The sequence below is a fragment of the Thiohalophilus sp. genome (genome assembly GCF_046483665.1).
Classification (GTDB): Bacteria; Pseudomonadota; Gammaproteobacteria; order UBA6429; family Thiohalophilaceae; genus Thiohalophilus.
This window is the reverse complement of record NZ_JAWOCR010000038.1, coordinates 1-20345: the sequence shown is the minus strand read 5'-3', so window position 1 is coordinate 20345 and position 20345 is coordinate 1. Positions and strand designations below refer to the sequence as shown.

Genomic DNA, 20345 nt, shown 5'->3' with positions numbered 1-20345 from the left:
TACCACTGGTCCAAATACAGTTATGCAACAACAAGCTCGAAAATTATTCTGGTTTATTCTGCGACGATTCGAGACAGGCAAGGGTCCATATAATTACAGACCACTGAATCGAAAAATATTGATCGTTGTTGGTCTGCTTTTTGGTGTGCTTTGCCTGGGGACAGGCTATCTGGCCATCGGCCACGGTGGCCTTGGTTATTTACTTCCTGTCATCGTATTTTTCAGTATCGCGCTTGTCTGTCTGACAATCGGCCTGCTTGGTTCTGATCGGGCTGTTGCCAATATCTGGGGCAATCGTTAACAGTAAAGACGGGTATTCTTGGATGCCGGCATGGATCTGACTGTTTAATAAGATAATGCATCACAGAAACATGGACGTTTGCACTTTCATTTTACCAGTATCTGCACACTCTCGGCGAGATAGCGTTCATGTACCGGGATGGTAATCAGTAAGATTATTAATGATACAATCCAGAATACAATATAGGTAATCATGGACTGCCGGGCTTTTTGTTTCAGCCACCAGGTCCGGGGACGTACACCCCGAATCAAGAACGTAATCTTGGCCGCCAGGTTAACGCAAACCACATTGACCGCCAGTAACAACAGGGCACCCAGCGCCATTTGAAAATTTCCTGCGCCGAGCATCAGGCCCAGGGTTGCCGCTGGCGGTAGCAAGGCGACCGCGACCATGACTCCGACCAGCGTCGCGGAAATACCGCTGGTCAGGCTCAATCCTGCTGCCATCCCTGATGCCAGTGCCAATACAATACCCTCCAGGCCCACATCGGTCCGCAGCAGTAATTCCTGGCTGTCAAAATTCAGAGGCCAGAGCAGGCCAATGACAATCGTTATCAGCAACGCGATCAGCACGCCACTAACATTGGTTTTGAGCGATTGTAATGCCAGTCGAGTATCACCCAGGGCAGCGGCAAAGGCCATAGCCATGTTCGGGCCTAGCAACGGTGCGATCACCATTGCACCAATCACCACAGCGACATTGTCTTCCAGCAAACCAATGGCCACCACTACGGTAGAGAGTACCGCCATCATTATAAAGGTATTATCCAGCGTGGACCCGGCTGCAACCCGCGTATAGAGTTCTTCACGAGAACGGATCAATGCTTTGCTTTTTGCGTCTTCCGGCTCAGGCGGCCGGGGTAGCGTAGCTTCTACCGGCTGAATGATGATGCGGGAATTCTCGGTTTTTCCCAGTGCACTTTGTAATGCATCAATGACATCCTGTATTTTATCCGGGGTAACCAGCATTCGGCATATACACCGACCCGTTTCTTCTCCGGGCTGAAAGTGCCAGTGATCGTACACTTCATGCTGTTCGGCAATGCTGATCAGTGTATCGACATGGCCACAGTCGGTTACGACTTCAATGATACGCATCAGGCGGCGGGGCGTTGCAGACCGGCTTCCACCTCATCGCGTTTAGCCTTGCTCAGCAGGTGTTCTATCAGGGTCAGCGCAAAATCCATGGCAGTGCCGGGTCCCCGCGAGGTGATCACCTTGCCATCGACGACGACCGGCGTCTGTTCGTATTGCAGGTTATCGGTCTGGATATTGTCCAGCGCCCCGGGGAAACTGGTGGCATGCTTGCCATTTAATAAGCCGGCACTGGCCAACACCTTTGGTGCGGCGCAGATTGCCGCGGTGTATTTGCCGGCGTCGGTCATCTGCAATAAGAGTGTATGAATACGCGGGTCGTTGTTGAGGTGATCGGCACCGGGCAGACCACCAGGCAAGACGATCATATCGAAATCCCTGTCCAGCACCGCCTCCAGGGTGGTATCCGGCATCAACACGGTCCCCCGGCTGGCCTTGACCGGCTGATCGTCGAGACCTGCGGTAATAACCTCGACACCTGCGCGGCGCAACAGATCGATGACGGTTACGGCTTCGAGCTCTTCGCAACCCTGGGCGAGCGGGATGAGTACATTGGCCATGTTGAATCCCTCCGTTGTTGTCGCAGTTCAATCAGTTCTGACACCGGCACCAGACGCACGCCATGCTCTTGCAGCACCGGCAGCCACGCTCCCAGCGTGTCCAGGGTCGCCGGGTAGGGGTGACCGATAGCCAGGGCAGTCCCGTCACGCCAGGCCCGCTGAATCAGTTTCGTCAACTGTTCAGCAACCACCTGTGCATCATCGCCCTGATAATCCAGAAAGATATCGCGCGAGGTGTTACGTATACGCCGCTGGCTGGCCTGTTGCTCGGCTACTGTATAGCGCGTGGTTCGGCTGTCGATGAAATAGAGATCGTCGCGGAACATGGCGGCCTGCATCAGCCAGCGCATGCGGCTGGTACTGGCAGTCAGACGACTGCCCATGTGGTTGTTGAAGCCTACCGCATGAGGTACCGCTTCAAAATTATGGCGGACTTCCGTTTTGAACTGTTTTTCGGCCATATCACTCAGGAGTCCCCCGGGACCCAGCGCTGCCCCTGACTCGGCTTCCATCGGAACGTGGATCATCACTTCCTTGTTCTGGCCATGGGCATAGCGGGCCAGAAGGCGGGTAAAGGGCCGATGGGGCAAAATGGCATAAGTAATCGGGCCGGGCAGATTGATGGCCCTCAACCCGCTGCCCTGCTGATTGCCCAAATCATCAATGATGATACTGACAGCTGGCTGCAGATCGTCCGATGCTACCGCTACGGTCTGGTTGTCTGCCTGAAGGGTTGTTGGGCCCAGCAATAGCAGCCACAACAATACGCTTTTTGCTACCGGCTTAATCAGAGTTTTACTCCTGACTGTTAAGCAGATGCAGACCTTTGAGCAGGTTCAATGCTTCAAAGACCGGGTAATCATCACTGGCCAGAGAAATAACATTTTCTTTATTATCCTGGCTTTCGCTGTCTGTCTCTGCATCCTTGTCGCTACCGTTCATCAGGTGACCGCCGAGATCCGCCTCACGCAACGGCTTGAAACCATCATCGCGCGACGCGACGGTCACATCGCTGAGCCGGATATCCGGTTGAATCCCTTCGGCCTGAATCGAACGCATTTCCGGGGTGTAATACAATGCTGTGGTCAGCTTGATGGCGGTATCGTTTTGCAGTTCAATCACAGACTGTACCGAACCCTTGCCGAAGGTTTCGCTACCCATGATGATGCCACGCCGCTGATCCTGCAGGGCGCCGGCGACGATCTCCGAGGCCGAAGCCGAGCCACCATTGATCAGCACGACAATTGGCGCGCCATTAAGAATATCCTCGGGTGTAGCTCGGGCGGTTTTCTTGTTGTCATCCGTGCGGCCCTTGATGGATACGATGTCACCCCTGGTGATAAACGCATCAGAAACGGAGATCGCCGCATCGAGTAATCCCCCCGGATTGTTGCGCAAGTCCAGCACCAGCCCTTTAAGTTTGCCGTCATTTTCTTTCTTGAGCCGGGTGACTTCCTTGCGCAAATCCGAGCCGGTACGCATCTGGAAGTTGGAGATGCGAACATAGCCATAGCCATCGCCCAGCAATCGGGCCTTGACGCTTTCTACGCGGATCTTGTCACGGGTCAGTTCAAAAGTGAGCGGCTTGTCTTCTCCCTCGCGCACAACAGTCAGAGTGATCTTGGTGCCCGGCTCGCCGCGCATCAGCTTGACTGCGTCGTCCAGACTCATGCCTTTGACCGACTCGTCATCCAGCCGGATGATCATATCACCGCTTTGAATGCCCGCCTTTGCCGCCGGGGTATCATCGATGGGAGAGACAACTTTGACGAAACCGTCTTCCATACCGACCACGATGCCCAGTCCGCCAAATTCGCCTGAGGTACCGATGCGCAGTTCGGTGGTGGCTTTTTCGTCCAGGTAGCTGGAGTGGGGATCAAGCCCGGTCAGCATGCCGCGAATGGCATTTTCCAGCAGGGTCTCATCGTCGACTTCCTCGACATAGTTCTCTTTCACCCGCTGGAACACTTCGCTCAATGCCTGCACCGTTTCCAGCGGCAAGTGCTCGGCGCCCGCCGGCTGACGCTCGGCAATCACCCCGCCGGTGATCGAGAGTGAGACGCCCAGCACCAGGCCAAGCAGCAGAATAAGGGTGTTACGGGTAAAGGCATTCATTGCTCTAACTCCTGGTGCCGGAGCTCATTCCGGCATGAACTTGTCACGCTACGTCGTTGATAAATTTACAGGTATTAACTTTAACACCTTTTATCAGGCTTGTCGGTCAAATCTTCAGCCGCGCCGGGTCCGGCGACACCAGCTGGCGGGATTGGTCGGTTTGCCGTTGTGACGGATCTCAAAATAGAGCCCGGCCTCGTCCCGGCCGCCGCTGCTGCCCACCTCGGCAATCGGCTCGTCCGCCTCGACCCAGGTGCCAACTTCTTTTAACAGACCCTGATTATGGCCATAGAGACTCATGTAGCCGTCTCCATGATCAACGATTATCATTAATCCATACCCTCGCAACCAGTCGGCATAGGCGACACGGCCGGGCGCCACCGCATAGACTGTATTGCCGGCGCTTTCACCGATCAAGACCCCGTTCCAGCGCAGCTCGCCGGCATTGCGGGGCTGACCAAACAGTTTTTGCACATCGCCCCGTGCCGGCCAGGTCAACCGGCCGCGCAGTTCGGCAAAACGCTTCTGGCTATCCTTGCCGGTCAATAAATCGCCCAGCTCCCGGTTCAGGCCCTGCAGCAGTTGCTGTAACTGTTTTTCGTCTTCACGCAAACGGGTCAGCTGCTGATCCTTGCTGCTGATTTCCTGCCTGAGCCGGGCCAGAGCCTGGGAGCGCTGGCGAAAGTTTTTTTCCAGTTCGTCTTTTTGCCGGGTTTCACGCGCCAGCAGGGTTTGCAGTTCGCCGCGCTGTGCTTCGATCTCCGTTTCAACCTGATCCAGACGGGTGATGGTCGCAATGGCCCGCTCGATCTGTTCACTGCGGGCGCGATTGAAATAGTCGTAATAGATGGAAACGCGCCCGAGCGCCGCCGGGCTCTGCTGGTTGAGTAACAGCTTGAGGAACTCCTGACGGCCGATGATATAGGCGGCCTTGATCTGCTGGCCCAGCAAATCACGCTGATCGGCCAGTTCGCGTTGCAACTGCTGTTGTTCCTGTTGCAGTCGGACGAGCTTGCGGTTCTGGGCTTTTAATTGATCTTTGATGTTCCGCAGGCTTTTGACCTGCCGGCCGATACGCGTTTCGATCTGTTGCAGTTGACGAACCACTTCACTGTGCAGTTCCCGCCGGGAAGTCAGCTCCTGTTTGATCTGATCGATCTTCGTCCGCAATGCCTCGAGCTCACGGGCCTTTTGCTGTTGTGTGGCGGAATCGGCGTACAGGTCAGACGCTGACAGCAGCGGAAACATCAGCGTCAGCAAGAGTAACCAGCGAGAATAGGCAGCTAACATGTTCGGCATCTTAACCCTGTTATCGCAGCAAATACTATTGCCAGGCGAAAACCCGATAGCATCTCACGAGAGCAAAAATGACAAAATGCCGGGTAAATCCCCCTGATTCAAGTCTTTCGGCCGGACACTTTAATATTCAGTGTTTATTACCGTTAACCGTTTATACCGCGTCTTGCACGGCATCCTCGGATTGAGCGATCAGGGAATGGCCGTTCATTTCGGCCGGCAGGGGAATGCCCATCAACTCCAGCATCGTCGGGGCAATGTCAGAGAGGGCACCGTTACCCTTGAGCTTGAAATCTCGACCAACATAGATCAGCGGCACCAGGTTGGTGGTGTGCGCAGTGTGCGCCTGGTTGGTGTCAGTGTTTTGCATCATCTCCGCGTTGCCATGATCAGCAGTAATCAGCATCTCGCCACCGGCCTTGCGAATCGATGTGACTACCCGCTCGAGACATTTATCAATTGCCTCAATCGCCTTGACCGTCGCATTAAAATTACCGCTGTGACCCACCATGTCGGGATTGGCGTAGTTGCAGATGATGACATCGTATTGATCGCCTTCAATTGCCTCGACCAGCCTGTCGGTCAGCTCGGGCGCGCTCATCTCCGGCTGCAGATCGTAGGTCGCCACATTGGGCGAGTTGATCAGCACCCGGTCTTCGAATTCGAACGGCTCCTCGCGCCCGCCATTAAAAAAGAAGGTCACATGGGCATATTTTTCGGTCTCGGCAATGCGCAGCTGATGCATCCCCAGGCCGGAGATGTATTCGCCGAAGACATTCTTCAGCCGTTCCGGCGGATAGGCCACGGGAATATCGTATTCCGAGTTGTATTCGGTCAGGCTGACGAAGCGGCCCAGCTTCGGGGTCGCCTCGCGCTCGAAGGCGTCGAAATCGGGCTCGATGAACGGCCGGGTGATCTGACGCGCCCGATCGGAGCGGTAATTCATAAATACGACCACATCACCATCTTCCACTTTCACCGGCTCGCTGCCGGGCGGCACGATGGCGGTGGCCTTGACGAACTCGTCGCTCTCGTCCCGCGCATAGGCCATTTCCAGCCCTTGCATGGCCGTCTCGGCGGTGAACTCGCCCTTGCCCAGGGTAATCAGATCGTAGGCGCTCTGGATCCGTGGCCAGCGGTGGTCCCGATCCATGGCGAAATAACGCCCGATGATGGAGGCAAAGCGTCCGCCGCCGATTTCGGCGAATTTAGCCTCCATTTTCTCGATTGAGTCGGCGGCGCTTTTCGGCGCGGTATCGCGGCCGTCGAGAAAGGCGTGCACATAAACCTTTTTCGCACCCTGTTTGACCGCCAGCTCGGCCATGGCATGGATGTGCTCTTCGTGGCTATGCACCCCGCCGGGGGAGAGCAGACCGAGGATATGCACGGCCCGATCGGTGTCCACCGCAAGCTGGGCGGCATCCACCAGGGTCTGGTTGGAGAAAAACGAGCCGGTTTTGATCGAGCGACTGACCCGGGTGTACTCCTGGTAAACCACGCGGCCCGCGCCCAGATTCAGATGTCCGACTTCGGAATTACCCATCTGATCGGCGGGCAACCCAACCTCGGCGCCGGAGCCGCGAATCAGGGTGTGCGGGCATTCCTGCCACAGGCGGTTCCAGACCGGTTTGTTAGCATGAGCGATGGCATTGCCTTCGAGGATTTCGGAGTAACCCCAGCCATCGAGAATAACCAGGACCATCGGTTTCGGATTCTGTGACATAAACTAGAGGTAAATGCTCGATTTATAACAAGTTTTAAATTTAGACGGAGTCTAACGGATAACCTCGCGCGGCGCCAGCATTATGCCGGTAAGCCTGCCCGCTGTCGGCCGGAAAATCCCTGCTCCATCTGCGAAAAGCCTTCTCAAACGGTAGATTATTGTATAATGTTTTATTAATAAAAGGCACCATGGCGTGCCATGGCAATTTCAAGGCCTGACAAGACGCAGGTATAGCATTCGGAAGGTCCTATGAATACAGAAACGATGGAAATGACCGGTCTGATGACCCGCGACGAGGATATCGATCGCGCCTCCCGCTCGCTGAAGGCAATGTCACATCCGCTACGGCTGAAAATCCTCTGCACCCTGGGTGACCAGGAGACCAGTGTTCAGGATATCGTCGAGCAGGTAGGTACCTCCCAGAGCAATATCTCACAGCATCTGGCAATCCTGCGCGACAAGGGAATTCTTGACTCCCGCAAAGATGCCAACCGCGTTTACTACCGCGTGGGCGATGCACGGACCCTGCGCCTGATCGAAATGATGCGCGAAGTGTTCTGCAACGCCAACTGATCCGGCTGCGATAACCGGCCGGATTATCGGCCTGGTTTCCGTCAGGGGGCAGGGCATTGTTTGAATTTCGCTCCCCTGTCTCTATCGTGACTATATTCTGATGACCCTGGAGGCACCCACTATGACGACTGAAAGAATCATCCGTTCCCTGGCCGGTTTTCTATTGCTGCTCTCCCTGGCGCTGGGCGTGGAAGCCAGCCCGGTCTATCACAGCGTGCACTGGTTGTGGCTGACCGCATTTGTCAGCCTGAATCTGCTGCAAAGTGGTTTCACCAATTTCTGCCCGCCGGAAAAACTGTTAAAACGCTTCGGCGTCAAAAGCTGTAACTAAAACCCGTTTCCCAAGGAGTTATCGTGGATCAACTCACCACCTTCGTCACCAATAACTGGATTCTGGTCGGCGCCCTGCTCGTTATCCTGATTTTACTGACCTACAGTTACATTGGCGGGAGTTTGCGCGGCTATGCCTCCACCTCGCCCGGCGAGGCGGTGAAAATGATCAACCGCGATGATGCACTGGTTCTGGATGTTCGGGAAGACACGGAATACCAGGAAGGGCATATCATCAACGCCATGCATCTGCCCCTCAGCCAGCTTGACGATAAGATGAAAAAGCTGGAAAAACACAAGGAACAGCCGATCATCGTGGCCTGCCGTTCCGGCCAGCGATCCGGACAGGCCTGCGCTACACTCAAAAAGGCCGGTTTCGACAACGTCTACAATCTCGGCGGCGGGATCCTGGCGTGGAAAAACGCCAACCTGCCACTGGTCAATCAAAAACAAAGCAAATAACAGGGAGGCAGCCCATGGCCGACGTCACCATCTACACCACCCGCTTCTGTCCTTACTGTGTTCGTGCCAAGCGACTGCTCGACAGCAAGCAGGTCAGCTATCACGAAATCCCGGTCGACAGCGACAACGAACAACGCCAGATCATGATGGAACGCAGCAAGGGCCACACGGTACCGCAGATCTTTATCAACGAAGAACATGTGGGTGGCTGCGATGAGCTCTATGCCCTGGAAGCGGCGGGTCAACTGGATCAACGCCTCGGACTGAGCGACGCCTGAGACAGAAATCATGAGCGACGCGCTGCATATCGTTTGCCCCCATTGCGACAGCATCAACCGGCTGCCGGCCGACAAACTGAGCGCCGGCGGCAAGTGCGGCAAATGCCACAAGCCGCTGTTCGACGGCCAACCGGTGGAACTGAGCGCCGCCAACTTTGCCCGGCACATCGGTAAAAACGACATTCCGGTGCTGGTCGACTTCTGGGCGCCCTGGTGCGGTCCCTGCAAAATGATGGCCCCGGTCTTCGAACAGGCCGCCGCGCAACTGCAACCGAAGCTGCGCCTGGCCAGGGTCAACACCGAGGCACAGCAGCAGCTGGCCGCCCAGTACCAGATCCGCAGCATTCCGACCCTGGTCGTGTTTAAACACGGCCGTGAGCTGGACCGTCAGGCCGGCGCCATGGATCTGTCGAACCTGAGCCGCTGGGCACAGCAGTTTATCTGAGTCGCCCCTGCCCAGGCCCGTCGCCGATCTGCTACTATTCCGGCCTTTACCGGACAATTTCATATTCACAACGACAAGACGAACTCATGGCCGATAACGATACCCCGCAAACTTCTGACCAGCAAACTTCCGGCGAGAACGCCGAACAGCAGTTCGCTGTCCAGAAGATCTATACCAAGGACATCTCTTTCGAATCGCCCAATGCGCCGGGGATTTTCACCGAACAGCTGCAGCCGCAGATCAACCTCGAACTGAACAGCAACGGCAAGCGCGTCGCCGAAGAGATCTATGAGGTGATTCTGTCATTGACCGTCACCGTCAAACACGAAGAGAAGACCGCCTATCTGATCGAAGTGCAGCAAAGCGGCGTGTTTTATATCAAGGGCTTCAATCGCGACGAACTGGGCCACATGCTCGGCAGCTTTTGCCCCGAGATGCTGTTCCCCTATGCCCGCGAAGTGGTCTCGGATATCGCCACCCGCGGCGGCTTTCCCCAGTTATTATTGGCGCCGGTTAACTTCGAGGCCCTGTACGCCAAACACCTGGCCGATCAGCAACAGGCCGACGCCGACAGCGCCAGTCAATAACTGCCCATGTCCCGTCCCGCGCAACGCTTTGCCGTTCTGGGCGCCGGTTCCTGGGGGACGGCGCTGGCCATGCTGCTGGCGGACAACGGGCATAGCGTCACGCTCTGGACCCATCGCCCCGAACAGGCCGACATTCTCAATCGCGATCGCGCCAACCAGCGCTACCTGCATGGCCTGGGCTTTCCCGATGGCCTGAACGCCAGCGGCGAACTCGACGCCACGCTGGCCCAGGCCGAAATCGTTCTGCTGGTGGTTCCCAGCCACGCCTTTCGCGAAACCTTGACCCGCATCAAGCCGCTGCTGCGCGACGATCACAAAGTCTGCTGGGCCACCAAGGGGCTGGAGCCGGATAGCCAGAAGCTGCTGCATCAGCAGGCCGAAGAAGAGCTGGGCACCGACATCCCGATAGCCGTCATATCCGGGCCGACCTTTGCCCGCGAAGTCGCACAACAGCTACCCGGCGCGGTCACCGTCGCCTCTCGCAATAGTGATTATGCCCTGGAACTGGCCCACGCTCTGCACAACGATCACTTTCGCGCCTACACCGGCGACGACATCATCGGCGTCGAAGTAGGCGGCGCCTGCAAGAACGTGCTGGCCATCGCCGCCGGCACCGCCGACGGCCTGGGCTTCGGCGCCAATGCCCGCGCCGCGCTCATCGCCCGCGGCGTGGCCGAAATCATGCGCCTGGGTGTCGCCCTCGGGGCGCAACACGATACCTTCATGGGCCTCACCGGCCTGGGCGACCTGGTTCTCACCTGCACCGACAATCAGTCCCGCAACCGCCGCCTCGGCCTGGCACTGGGTCAGGGGCGCAGCAAGGACGACGTGGTCGAGGAGATCGGCCAGGTGGTCGAAGGCATCAACACCTGCAAGGAAGTCTTCGCCCTGGCGCAACGCCACAACGTCGACATGCCCATCACCGAACAGGTCTATCGTGTCATCCACGAAGGCCACACGCCCACCGAAGCACTCCACGCATTAATGGAACGGGCAATTCGGCCGGAGCTGGACTGATTAGCTAATTCTCCGGTCAATAACGCGAAGATCGCAAAGCTGCAAAGTCGTGGAAAAAAATAGATTTTGTACCGTTGCGAAATGAGTTTCTATTTTGACTCCAGGCTATTTTAGCTAACTGTAAATAAGGGCCGTTTGTCACCGGCTCCATTTGCGTGAAAATTTTTGCATTGACCCTGAACGTTTCTTCTCACCTGGTTTTATGAGCTGAAAATCTCATCCTGACTGCTACGCTTGAAAAGCGAAATCACACCGCCCGGGAGATCTCATTATGAAACGAATTACTACTATCCTCGCTTTGCTGGGCCTGTTATTGCCCGCTGTTGTGCATGCCGATTCGGACAAGCCGGATGATACCCGCGCCCTGCAGGGCATTGAAACCGGACGAATTCTCTGGGACGTGACGCTGGGCGACCCCGCCGCGCTGGCCGGCCGTCTCGACGTGATACAGGAAACCTACGACGACATGCTGCGTCAAGGTGTCGAACCCGAGATGATATTTGGTTTTCGCGGCGGTGCCGCACGCCTGATCGCACGCGATACCCGGCACAGTGAGCTTAATCAGGTCACCGAGATCAAGGCCGTCCATCAGCGGCTGAAAAGTCTGCTGGAACTGGATGGCGTGCACATGGAAGCCTGTAACATTGCAACCCGTCGCATCAACCTTGGAGCCGACGACCTGCTACCGGGGATCGAGCTGGTTGGCAACACCTTCCTCTCCATCATGGGTTACCAGCAACAAGGCTATGCGACAATCCGTATTGACTAGACACGCATTACTCGTGCAGCCGGCTTCACAGAAAGATCCAGAGATCAACGCAGAGAAAAAAACTGATTCTGTGTTATCGCGGAATAAGCTTTAGGCTGATTGCAAATGTGAATCATTTGTCACCGACCGGCTCATTTGCGATCAAATAGGTATACTGTCCGGAATTCCAGATTCCGGCCCGCGCTTTCAAGATTCAGGGCGCCCGGAGGACGATCATTTTGATAAGTCAGGGGCACCGGAAACAGTCGCCGCTGCAAGCGCCTACCACAAAATAGATTCGACTCTGTGCCAAACCGGTATGCACCGCTTCAGATTCGGCGTCCTCTGTATCCAAACGACGGCACAAACATCTTTGTTGTGAATTATTTTTTCCGCCGCAGCCAGAGTTTTTCCAGTTCGAGGATGGCGAACAGGCCGATGCCGATCAGGATAATCTCCACGCCGTGGACGAAGTCGACGGGGCGGGTATCGAAGAAGCGTTCCATAAACGGGGCATAGGTGAACAGCAGTTGCAACAGAACGACCACAACGACAGCAATCAACGCGGCGCGGGAGTTGAACATGCGCTTCCAGGTCAGCGACGGGGTGCGCAGGAAGCGCACGCTGAACAGGTAGAAGATCTCCATTACCACCAGGGTGTTAACCGCGTAGGTACGGGCCTCTTCCAGGCTCGATCCGTTGGCGGTCGCCCAGCCGAAGATGCCGAATACGCCGGCGGCCATCAGTATGGATACCAGCGCGATGCGCCATACCAGAAAGGATGACAACATCGCCTCGCGCGGCGCCCGGGGCGGGCGATGCATGGTATCCGGTTCGGTTGCCTCGAAGGCGAGCGCCATGGCCAGAGCCACCGAGCTGACCATGTTGACCCACAGGATCTGCACCGGTGAGATCGGCAGGGTAAACCCGAACAATACCGCGATCAGAATACTCATCGCCTCGCCGCCATTGATGGGCAGCAGGAAGACAATTGCTTTTTTCAGGTTGTCGTAGACCGTGCGGCCCTGTTCCACCGCGTGGGCGATAGAGGCGAAGTTGTCGTCGGCGATGACCATCTCCGAGGCGTCCTTGGCCGCTTCAGTGCCTTTGTGACCCATAGCGATGCCGACATCGGCGCGCTTGAGTGCCGGCGCGTCGTTGACGCCGTCACCGGTCATGGCAACGATGGCCCCCTGTTCCTGCAACAGGGTGACCAGCCGCAGTTTGTGTTCGGGACTCACCCGCGCATAAACGTCGACTCCGGCGACCCGCCGGACCAGCTCAGCGTCGTCCATGGTTTCCAGTTCCTGGCCGGTAATGACCTCGTCGCTGTTATCGAGTTTCAGTTGCGCGGCGATCGCCCGCGCAGTACCGCCGTGATCGCCGGTAATCATCTTCACCCGGATGCCTGCCTGCCGGCAGGCGACCACCGCCTCGATCGCCTCCTCGCGTGGCGGATCGATCAGGCCGAACAGACCCAGTAACAGCAGATTCGATTCCACATCATCGAAATCGACTTCGTGTGCATGATCCGGCATCGGCTTGCAGGCCACCGCCAGCACCCGCTGACCCTGGTCGGCCAGTTGATCCACCTGTGCCTGCCAGTATGTTTGATCCAGTGACTGTTCCAGCCCATCGCTGTTTTGTACCGCGCGACAGCGGGCCAGTACCTGTTCCGGTGCGCCCTTGAGATAGACAAATGCCTCGCCCTCGTGGCTGTGATGTAACGTGGCCATGAACTTGTGTTCTGAATCGAAGGGAATAAGATCGTCGCGGGGATACTGTTTGCGCTCGAAGCCGACTTCCAACCCCGCCTTGAGCGCGGCGACCACCAGCGCGCCTTCCATGGGATCGCCGTGCACCTGCCAGTGCTCACCTTTTTGTTCCAGATCGGCATCGTTGCACAGCAAGCCGGCACGCAGTGCCTGCATCAGAACCGGGGCCTGATCCATTGCCACGGTTTGCTCGTCGAGCACAAAGCTGCCGCGCGGAATATAGCCGTCACCCTCCACCTGATAAGTCCCGTCGGCGGTGACCAGGCTGCGTACCATCATCTCGTTGCGGGTGAGGGTGCCGGTCTTGTCGGAGCAAATGACGCTGACCGAGCCCAGGGTTTCGACTACCGGCAGGCGCCGGATAATGGCATGTCGACCAGCCAGCCGCTGTACGCCAATGGCCAGGGTCACGGTCAGGATCGCCGGCAGGCCTTCGGGAATGGCGGCCACCGCCAGTCCCACCACGGTCATGAACATCTCTGTGGCGGTCATCGACCAGACCAGAATCCCGAACAGGAACATCAGCGCCGCCAGTCCCAGCACCGCGCCGGTCAGCCAGCGGGAGAAGACCGCCATCTGGCGCAACAGCGGGGTGGTCAGGGTTTCGACCTGCGACACCAGATCGCTGATGCGCCCGATCTCGGTGTGGGCGCCGGTGGCCACCACCACGCCCACTCCCTGGCCATGGCTGACCAGCGTGCCCGAATAGGTCATATCAAAGCGATCGCCCAGGGCGGCATCGGCCGCCACCGCCGGGGTGGATTTTTCCACGGCGACCGACTCGCCGGTCAGCGCGGCTTCCTGGATTTGCAGGCCGCGCGCCCGGAGCAGGCGCAGATCCGCAGGCACCTTGTCGCCGGCCTGCAGCAACACAATATCACCGGGTACCAGATCCTCGGCCGGCACACTGAACAGGCGTCCGCCGCGACGCACCATGGCGTGGGCCGAGAGCATGTTGCGGATCGCTGCCAGCGCATCCTCGGCCTTACCCTCCTGGACAAAGCCGATCACGGCGTTAACCAGCACCACAGCCAGGATCACCATAGTATCCACCCAGTGATCCAGCAACGCGGTAATCAACGCCGCGCCCAGCAGCACATAGATCAGTAAATTCTGGAACTGGGCCAGCAGGCGTTTGAGCGGACCGCGCTGCCGGGTCTCGGCCAGGCGATTGAGGCCAAACTGCTCGCGGCGACGGATGACTTCGGTCTCATCCAGTCCCTGTTCGGCGTCGACCTGCAGTTGCTTCAGCACCTCCTCCGCCGGGCATGCATGCCAGTCACTGTTGCCGGCGAGTGCCGGCGTGTCCCTGTTATTCTCCATTTATGACTCCGATGTTTGATTCCCGGCTCCGGCAAACCCCTGTTGCCGCCACCCCTCATACACAATGACAGCGACGGCATTGGCCAGGTTCAAACTGCGATTGGTCGGCTGCATCGGCAAACGCAGCACAAAGTCTTCCCCGAGGCCCTCGCGCAGCTCCTGCGGCAGGCCGCGCGTTTCAGGACCAAATAAAAAGGCATCCCGCGGTTGATAAGTGATTTCGAACGCATTGCGCCTGCCTTTGGTAGAGAAGCCGAACAGCCGTGTGGGCTGTACGCTCAATAAAAAGGCATCAAAGCTGGCATGCCGCTGGATGTCGGCATATTCATGATAGTCCAGCCCGGCGCGCTTGAGACGCACGTCGTCCAGTTCGAAACCCAGCGGCTCGATCAAATGCAACACTGCACCGGTATTGGCACACAGACGGATGATGTTGCCGGTATTCGGGGGGATTTCAGGTTGATACAGCACGACGTGGAACATGGCATCCGACCAGGCAATGGAGATTGTCCATCATACCGTAATGATTCGTGATGCTGATCGGGTTGTTGCCGACATCGTTGTAACTTTGTTCGGACTTAGGGCAGTAACGGTGGCATGAGCGTCGAAGCGGGCTTGCTGGAACTGAATTTATATCACCCCTCCCTGACCCTCCCCTGGAAGGGAAGGGAATGATCTTGAATAATAGCGCGATCGGTTGCCCCTCCCTCAGGGAGGGGTTTGGGGAGGGGATATAATCCGGCCCCAGCACAACCGATTCTTTACTCGCCACTCGGCCCTCGACCCTCGTGCCTCGTCGCTGTCTCACACAGGCACAGCTCATAAAAAGTCCCCGGCTCACCGGGAGTTACGCTCCCGGCCTGACTTGTACCTGCGACGTAATACAGGTATCTTGCCTCGCCATGACCAACGACGAGCTTGAGCTGCTGCGCACTGACTTTTGCGGGATGGATTTCCGGACCCCGCTGGTGCTGCTGTCCGGTTGTGTCGGTTTCGGCGAGGAATATACGCGGGTGGTCGGCTATTCGAACCGGGATGTGGGCGCGGTGTGTCTCAAGGGCACGACGCTGGAACCGCGAGCGGGCAATCCGCCGCACCGGATTTTCGAGACGCCGATGGGGATGCTCAATGCCATCGGGCTGCAGAACCCCGGTTCGCACCATGTGGTCGATACCATTCTTCCCGGGCTGGATTTTTCCGAGACCCGTTTTATCGCCAACCTCTCCGGCTCCACCCTCGAAGAGTATGTCGAGGTGGCGCGCATCTTCGACGACTCGCCCATCGACGCGATGGAGATCAATATCTCCTGTCCGAACGTCAAAGAGGGTGGGGTGGCCTTTGGCAATGACCCGGATATGTCTGCACGGGTGGTCGCCGCCTGTCGAAAGGTGACCGACAAACCGCTGATTACCAAGCTCTCGCCGAATCAGACCGACATTGCCGACAACGCCCGGCGCTGCATTGAGGCGGGCACCGACGGCTTTGCGGTAATCAACACGTTGATGGGCATGGCCATCGATATCGAATCGCGCAGCCCCATTATCGGCAATAACCAGGGCGGCCTCTCCGGCCCGGCGATCAAGCCGATTGCGCTGCTCAAGGTGCACCAGGTCTACCAGGTGGCGCGCGAGCACGGCATTCCGATCATCGGCCAGGGCGGGGTCAACTCGGCCGGGGATGCGATCGAATTTCTGATCGCCGGCGCCTCGGCCATCGGGCTCGGAACCGCGCTGTTCTATGACCCGCTGATCTGCGCCAGAATCAACGCCGGTATCATGGAGTACATGAATCGCCACAATCTGGCCAACGTGGCGCAGATCACCGGCAGCTTGCGATTGAATGACGCCGGTGGTTCCTGCAGTTGAGGCAGAGCGCCGGACACCGCTGCGCACTGTCCGGCCTACCTGGTCTGGTAGGCCCGATAAAGCGAAGCGATCTCGGGCAGCTTGTGATTCCGGGTGGCTTGCCGGACACCGCGGAGTTTATGCCCGAAGGGTGCTATGTCCGGCCTACCTCTGGTGTATTTAATAAAGAAAAAACCGCTCGCAACCGATAACCCTTTCATCTAACGTATTGTTATTTAATCAATGAATGTTTAAACGAGCCCGTTAATGGCTACAACCACCGCTTCCCGCAAAAAAATCCGTCTCGGCGATCTGCTGGTCGAAAATGGCGTGATCAGCGAAGACCAGCTGATGGCCGCGCTGGCCGATCAGAAAAAGACCGGCCAGAAACTGGGCCGCACCCTGATCCAGAAACAGCTGGTTTCCGAACAACAGCTGATGGAGCTGCTCTCCACCCAGCTCAATCTGCCGTACATCGATCTGAAAAAATACAGCTATGAACCGGACACTGTGCGCCTGATTCCCGAGACCCTGGCGCGCCGTTACCGGGTTATCGCCCTCAAGCAAAACCCCGACAACAGCCTGCTGGTGGGCATGGCCGATCCCACGGATATTTTTGCCTTTGATGAGCTGGCCAAGGTGCTCAAGCGGGATATCAAGCAGGCGGTGGTGCGCGAATCCGATCTGCTGGCCGCCATCGATTCCACCTACCGACGCACTGCCGATATCAGCAACCTGGCCGGGGAGCTGGACGTTCAGCTGGATGAGAGCGATATCGATCTCAGCCAGATGGCGCAGAACGAGGACGTGGCCAACGCGCCGGTGGTGCGCCTGCTGCAGACCCTGTTCGAGGACGCGTTGCAGATCGGCGCCTCGGATATCCATATCGAACCGGATGAAAGCGTGTTGCGCATCCGCCAGCGCGTGGACGGCGTGTTGCAGGAACAGGTGATGAAGGAAAAGCGCATCGCCAATGCCCTGGTCTCGCGCCTGAAACTGATGGCGGGGCTGAATATCTCCGAACGACGCGTACCCCAGGACGGGCGCTTTAACATCCGGGTGCGCGACAAAAGCATCGACGTGCGTCTGTCCACCATGCCCGTGCAGTATGGCGAATCGGTGGTCATGCGTCTGCTGGATCAGTCGGGTGAGATGCTCCAGCTCGAACACCTGGGCATGACCGACGACATCCTGCAGCACTTTCGCAACCAGATACAGCGCCCCTACGGCATGGTGCTGGTGACCGGCCCGACCGGTAGTGGTAAAACCACCACCCTGTATGCCGCCCTGTCGGAACTGAATGACGCGACAAAGAAGATCATCACGGTCGAGGACCCGGTGGAATACCGCCTGCCACGGATCAACCAGGTGCAGGTGAATCCGCGTATCGATCTGACCTTCGCCCGTGTATTGCGTACCGCATTGCGCCAGGACCCGGACATTGTGCTGGTCGGCGAAATGCGCGATCAGGAAACCGCCCAGATCGGCCTGCGCGCCTCCATCACCGGCCATCTGGTGCTCTCCACCCTGCATACCAACGATGCCATCTCCAGTGTCAATCGCCTGCTGGATATGGGCGCCGAAGGCTATCTGCTGGCCGGCGCGCTGCGCGCGGTCATCGCCCAGCGTCTGGTGCGGCGGGTCTGCGACAGCTGCTCCACACCATATCACCCCGAACCCAATGAGCTGGCCTGGCTCTACAATACCCTGGGTGACGACATCGATGAGAGCCACTTCGTGCACGGCAGCGGGTGTCCACACTGCAACAACACCGGCTATCACGGTCGGATCGGTGTCTTCGAGTACCTGGAGATCAACGAGGATCTGGCCAACGCGCTGCGCCGGGCCGACTCGGTGGAATTCACCCAGCTGGCCCGGCGCAGCGAGACCTTCCGCCCCTTCGCCCGCCATGCGCTGGATTACGCCCTGCAGGGCGTCACCTCGCTGGAGGAAGTCATGCGTGTAACCGGCACCGTGGAAGAGGTCTCATTACCGGTTCCGCCGGCAGAAGAGAGCAGCGACGCATCGGAAACGAGCCATGCCCCGGTTTGATTACAGGGGCCGGGATCGCGCCGGCAGCGCCACCAATGGCAGCGTGGAGGCGCCCTCGCTCGACGGTGCCGCCAGCCAGCTGCTGAACAGCGGCGTCACCCCCATCGAGATCACCGAGTCCCGGCCCCGTAGTCCCTCCCTGGCCGAGCGCTATCGCAAATGGCGCGCCAGCCGCCGGCCAAAGCTGGACGACATGATCCTGTTCGCCCGCCAGCTGTATACCCTGATGCGCTCGGGCGTGCCCATCATCCGCGCCCTCAACGGCCTGGCCGAGAATGTCGACAACCCCTATCTGCAGGACGTCATCCGCGATCTGGTCACCGGCCTGGAGTCGGGACTTAATCTCTCCGGCGCCATGGCGCGCCATCCGCAGGTCTTCTCCGATCTGTTCATCAGCATGGTGCAGGTGGGCGAGCACAGCGGGAACCTGGACGACGCACTGCTGCAGCTGTCCGAGTATCTGGAGCGGGAAAAAGACACCCGGGACCGGATCAAGACCGCCATGCGCTACCCAATGTTCGTGATTGTTGCGATCGCCATCGCGATCAGTGTGATCAACTTTTTCGTGATTCCCACCTTCGCCGGCATTTTCGCCAAGTTCGATGCCGAACTGCCGTGGCAGACCCGCCTGCTGGTGGGCATGTCCAACTTTATGGTCGAATACTGGTATGTGATGGCCGCGATCCTGATTGCCGGCATTGTCGGTATCCGCGCCTGGCTCAAAACGCCCAACGGCCGGCTCACCTGGGATCGCTACAAACTCAAACTGCCGGCGGTGGGCATCATCCTCCATCAGGCACTGCTGCAACGTTTTGCCACGTCATTCGCCATGACCCTGCGCGCCGGCGTGCCGCTCACCCAGGGGCTGACCGTGGTTGGCAACGCGGTGGACAACGCCTATGTGGAACAGCGCATTCAGGGCATGCGTACCGGGGTGGAGCAGGGCGAGTCGCTGACCCGCACCGCCACCCACAGCGAGATGTTCACCCCGTTGATCCTGCAGATGATCGCCGTGGGCGAGGAGACCGGCGCGGTGGACGAGATGCTGGACAATGTCGCCACCTTCTACAATCGCGAGGTCGATTACCGGCTCAAGTACCTGAGCAGCGCGCTGGAGCCGATCCTGATCGTGATCCTCGGCGCGATGGTTTTCGTGCTCGCGCTGGGGGTCTTTTTGCCCATGTGGGATCTCATGTCCGCGGTGCGGGGAGGCTGATGAGGTTGCCGGTACGCCGACGCTCCCGACAATCGGGCTTTACCCTGCTGGAACTGGTGCTGGTCATCCTGATCATTTCCATTCTGGGCATCGCCGCCATCGATCGTCTGCTCGAGTACCGCGTCGACGCCGAACGGGCCATGGTCCAGACCGTGGTCGGCAATCTGCGCAGCGGTTTGGGAATGGAAGTGGCCAAACGGGTGGCCCGGAACGAGATCCGGACCATTAGCAACCTGGAACACAGCAACCCCATCGCGTTGCTGGCCCAGCCGCCGGACAATTATATTGGCGAGATAACGAATGAATCGCAGGTTAATAAAGCCGGGGTCTGGTATTTCGATATCGACAACTCGGCACTGGTCTACCGCATTCGGTTCAGCGACTATTTCCGCACGCCGTTGCCCGGCCCGGCCCGGGTGCGCTACCGCATCGAGCTGGTTCACGCGAACGGCCTGAACGGGGAGGACTCCACCCGAATCGCCGGCCTGAACCTGGTCCCCCTGGAAAACTACCAATGGGAATTTCCACAATGAATAACAATCCCGATACCTATCTGACGCTGTTGCAAAGCACACTGTTGATTCTGGCGGTGTTACTGGCGCTGGC

At 58.1% G+C, this 20345-nt stretch carries 21 protein-coding genes; 13 read left to right on the top strand and 8 right to left on the bottom strand.

The genetic code is table 11. The annotated features are described in order from the left end of the window. Positions 1-22 precede the first annotated feature (22 nt). Positions 23-301 carry a hypothetical protein gene (locus R6U90_RS08010; RefSeq protein ID WP_410352150.1) on the top strand — a complete coding sequence of 93 codons (279 nt, stop codon included), beginning with the start codon at positions 23-25 and terminating at the stop codon, positions 299-301. Positions 302-387: 86 nt separating this feature from the next. Here R6U90_RS08010 and R6U90_RS08005 read toward each other — a convergent pair whose 3' ends face one another. From R6U90_RS08005 to gpmI, 6 genes are all read right to left on the bottom strand, one after another. Next, positions 388-1398, bottom strand: coding sequence for a TIGR00341 family protein (locus R6U90_RS08005; protein ID WP_410352149.1), 1011 nt, complete (start codon positions 1396-1398; stop codon positions 388-390). Then, positions 1398-1955 carry a DJ-1 family glyoxalase III gene (locus R6U90_RS08000; RefSeq protein WP_410352148.1) on the bottom strand — a complete coding sequence of 186 codons (558 nt, stop codon included), beginning with the start codon at positions 1953-1955 and terminating at the stop codon, positions 1398-1400. Before R6U90_RS08000 ends, R6U90_RS08005 begins: the two co-directional genes overlap by 1 nt. After that, positions 1901-2719: a divergent polysaccharide deacetylase family protein gene (locus tag R6U90_RS07995; RefSeq protein WP_410352147.1), complete on the bottom strand. Its 819-nt coding sequence runs from the start codon at positions 2717-2719 to the stop codon at positions 1901-1903. The genes R6U90_RS08000 and R6U90_RS07995 overlap by 55 nt, the downstream gene beginning before the upstream one ends. A gap of 31 nt (positions 2720-2750) precedes the next feature. Next, a complete protein-coding gene (locus R6U90_RS07990) occupies positions 2751-4070 on the bottom strand; it encodes a S41 family peptidase (RefSeq protein WP_410352146.1) in 1320 nt (439 codons plus the stop codon). A 114-nt stretch (positions 4071-4184) separates the two neighbouring features. Next, the gene (locus R6U90_RS07985; RefSeq protein WP_410352145.1) at positions 4185-5369 is read right to left on the bottom strand and encodes a murein hydrolase activator EnvC family protein; all 1185 of its coding nucleotides are present in this window, start codon (positions 5367-5369) and stop codon (positions 4185-4187) included. Between the two features lie 151 nt (positions 5370-5520). Continuing rightward, the gene (gene gpmI / locus R6U90_RS07980) at positions 5521-7089 is read right to left on the bottom strand and encodes a 2,3-bisphosphoglycerate-independent phosphoglycerate mutase (protein ID WP_410352144.1); all 1569 of its coding nucleotides are present in this window, start codon (positions 7087-7089) and stop codon (positions 5521-5523) included. Positions 7090-7338: 249 nt separating this feature from the next. Between gpmI and R6U90_RS07975 the strand changes: the two genes are divergently transcribed. The 8 genes from R6U90_RS07975 to R6U90_RS07940 all read left to right on the top strand — a co-directional run bounded on the left by R6U90_RS07975 (position 7339) and on the right by R6U90_RS07940 (position 11550). Then, positions 7339-7662 carry an ArsR/SmtB family transcription factor gene (locus tag R6U90_RS07975; protein WP_410352143.1) on the top strand — a complete coding sequence of 108 codons (324 nt, stop codon included), beginning with the start codon at positions 7339-7341 and terminating at the stop codon, positions 7660-7662. Positions 7663-7783: 121 nt separating this feature from the next. Further along, positions 7784-7993, top strand: coding sequence for a DUF2892 domain-containing protein (locus R6U90_RS07970; protein ID WP_310694340.1), 210 nt, complete (start codon positions 7784-7786; stop codon positions 7991-7993). A 23-nt stretch (positions 7994-8016) separates the two neighbouring features. Next, positions 8017-8454 (top strand): rhodanese-like domain-containing protein, encoded by a 438-nt coding sequence (locus R6U90_RS07965; protein ID WP_410352142.1) that lies wholly within the window; start codon positions 8017-8019, stop codon positions 8452-8454. A 14-nt stretch (positions 8455-8468) separates the two neighbouring features. Then, positions 8469-8732 (top strand): glutaredoxin 3, encoded by a 264-nt coding sequence (gene grxC, locus R6U90_RS07960; RefSeq protein ID WP_410352141.1) that lies wholly within the window; start codon positions 8469-8471, stop codon positions 8730-8732. Between the two features lie 10 nt (positions 8733-8742). Next, the gene (gene trxC / locus R6U90_RS07955) at positions 8743-9177 is read left to right on the top strand and encodes a thioredoxin TrxC (RefSeq protein WP_410352140.1); all 435 of its coding nucleotides are present in this window, start codon (positions 8743-8745) and stop codon (positions 9175-9177) included. A gap of 86 nt (positions 9178-9263) precedes the next feature. Then, on the top strand, positions 9264-9764 hold the full coding sequence (gene secB / locus R6U90_RS07950) for a protein-export chaperone SecB (RefSeq protein ID WP_410352139.1): 501 nt from the start codon (positions 9264-9266) through the stop codon (positions 9762-9764). A gap of 6 nt (positions 9765-9770) precedes the next feature. Further along, the gene (locus R6U90_RS07945) at positions 9771-10781 is read left to right on the top strand and encodes an NAD(P)H-dependent glycerol-3-phosphate dehydrogenase (protein ID WP_410352138.1); all 1011 of its coding nucleotides are present in this window, start codon (positions 9771-9773) and stop codon (positions 10779-10781) included. A gap of 271 nt (positions 10782-11052) precedes the next feature. Then, positions 11053-11550, top strand: a complete 498-nt coding sequence (locus R6U90_RS07940) for a DsrE family protein (protein ID WP_410352137.1) — start codon at positions 11053-11055, stop codon at positions 11548-11550. Positions 11551-11912: 362 nt separating this feature from the next. Here R6U90_RS07940 and R6U90_RS07935 read toward each other — a convergent pair whose 3' ends face one another. Together R6U90_RS07935 and trmL are read right to left on the bottom strand one after the other, a co-directional pair. Then, positions 11913-14627 carry a cation-transporting P-type ATPase gene (locus R6U90_RS07935; protein ID WP_410352136.1) on the bottom strand — a complete coding sequence of 905 codons (2715 nt, stop codon included), beginning with the start codon at positions 14625-14627 and terminating at the stop codon, positions 11913-11915. Further along, complete coding sequence (gene trmL, locus R6U90_RS07930) at positions 14628-15110, bottom strand: tRNA (uridine(34)/cytosine(34)/5-carboxymethylaminomethyluridine(34)-2'-O)-methyltransferase TrmL (RefSeq protein ID WP_410352135.1); 483 nt, start codon at positions 15108-15110, stop codon at positions 14628-14630. It lies immediately after the preceding gene. Between the two features lie 419 nt (positions 15111-15529). On the opposite strand from trmL, the gene R6U90_RS07925 reads away from it, so the two are divergent. The 4 genes from R6U90_RS07925 (at position 15530) to R6U90_RS07910 (ending at position 20272) form a co-directional block, all read left to right on the top strand. Next, positions 15530-16492 carry a dihydroorotate dehydrogenase gene (locus R6U90_RS07925; protein WP_410352134.1) on the top strand — a complete coding sequence of 321 codons (963 nt, stop codon included), beginning with the start codon at positions 15530-15532 and terminating at the stop codon, positions 16490-16492. Positions 16493-16738: 246 nt separating this feature from the next. Next, positions 16739-18523 (top strand): GspE/PulE family protein, encoded by a 1785-nt coding sequence (locus R6U90_RS07920; RefSeq protein ID WP_410352133.1) that lies wholly within the window; start codon positions 16739-16741, stop codon positions 18521-18523. After that, complete coding sequence (locus R6U90_RS07915) at positions 18510-19739, top strand: type II secretion system F family protein (RefSeq protein ID WP_410352132.1); 1230 nt, start codon at positions 18510-18512, stop codon at positions 19737-19739. The genes R6U90_RS07920 and R6U90_RS07915 overlap by 14 nt, the downstream gene beginning before the upstream one ends. Further along, on the top strand, positions 19739-20272 hold the full coding sequence (locus tag R6U90_RS07910) for a prepilin-type N-terminal cleavage/methylation domain-containing protein (protein WP_410352131.1): 534 nt from the start codon (positions 19739-19741) through the stop codon (positions 20270-20272). The genes R6U90_RS07915 and R6U90_RS07910 overlap by 1 nt, the downstream gene beginning before the upstream one ends. The last annotated feature ends 73 nt before the right edge of the window (positions 20273-20345 follow it).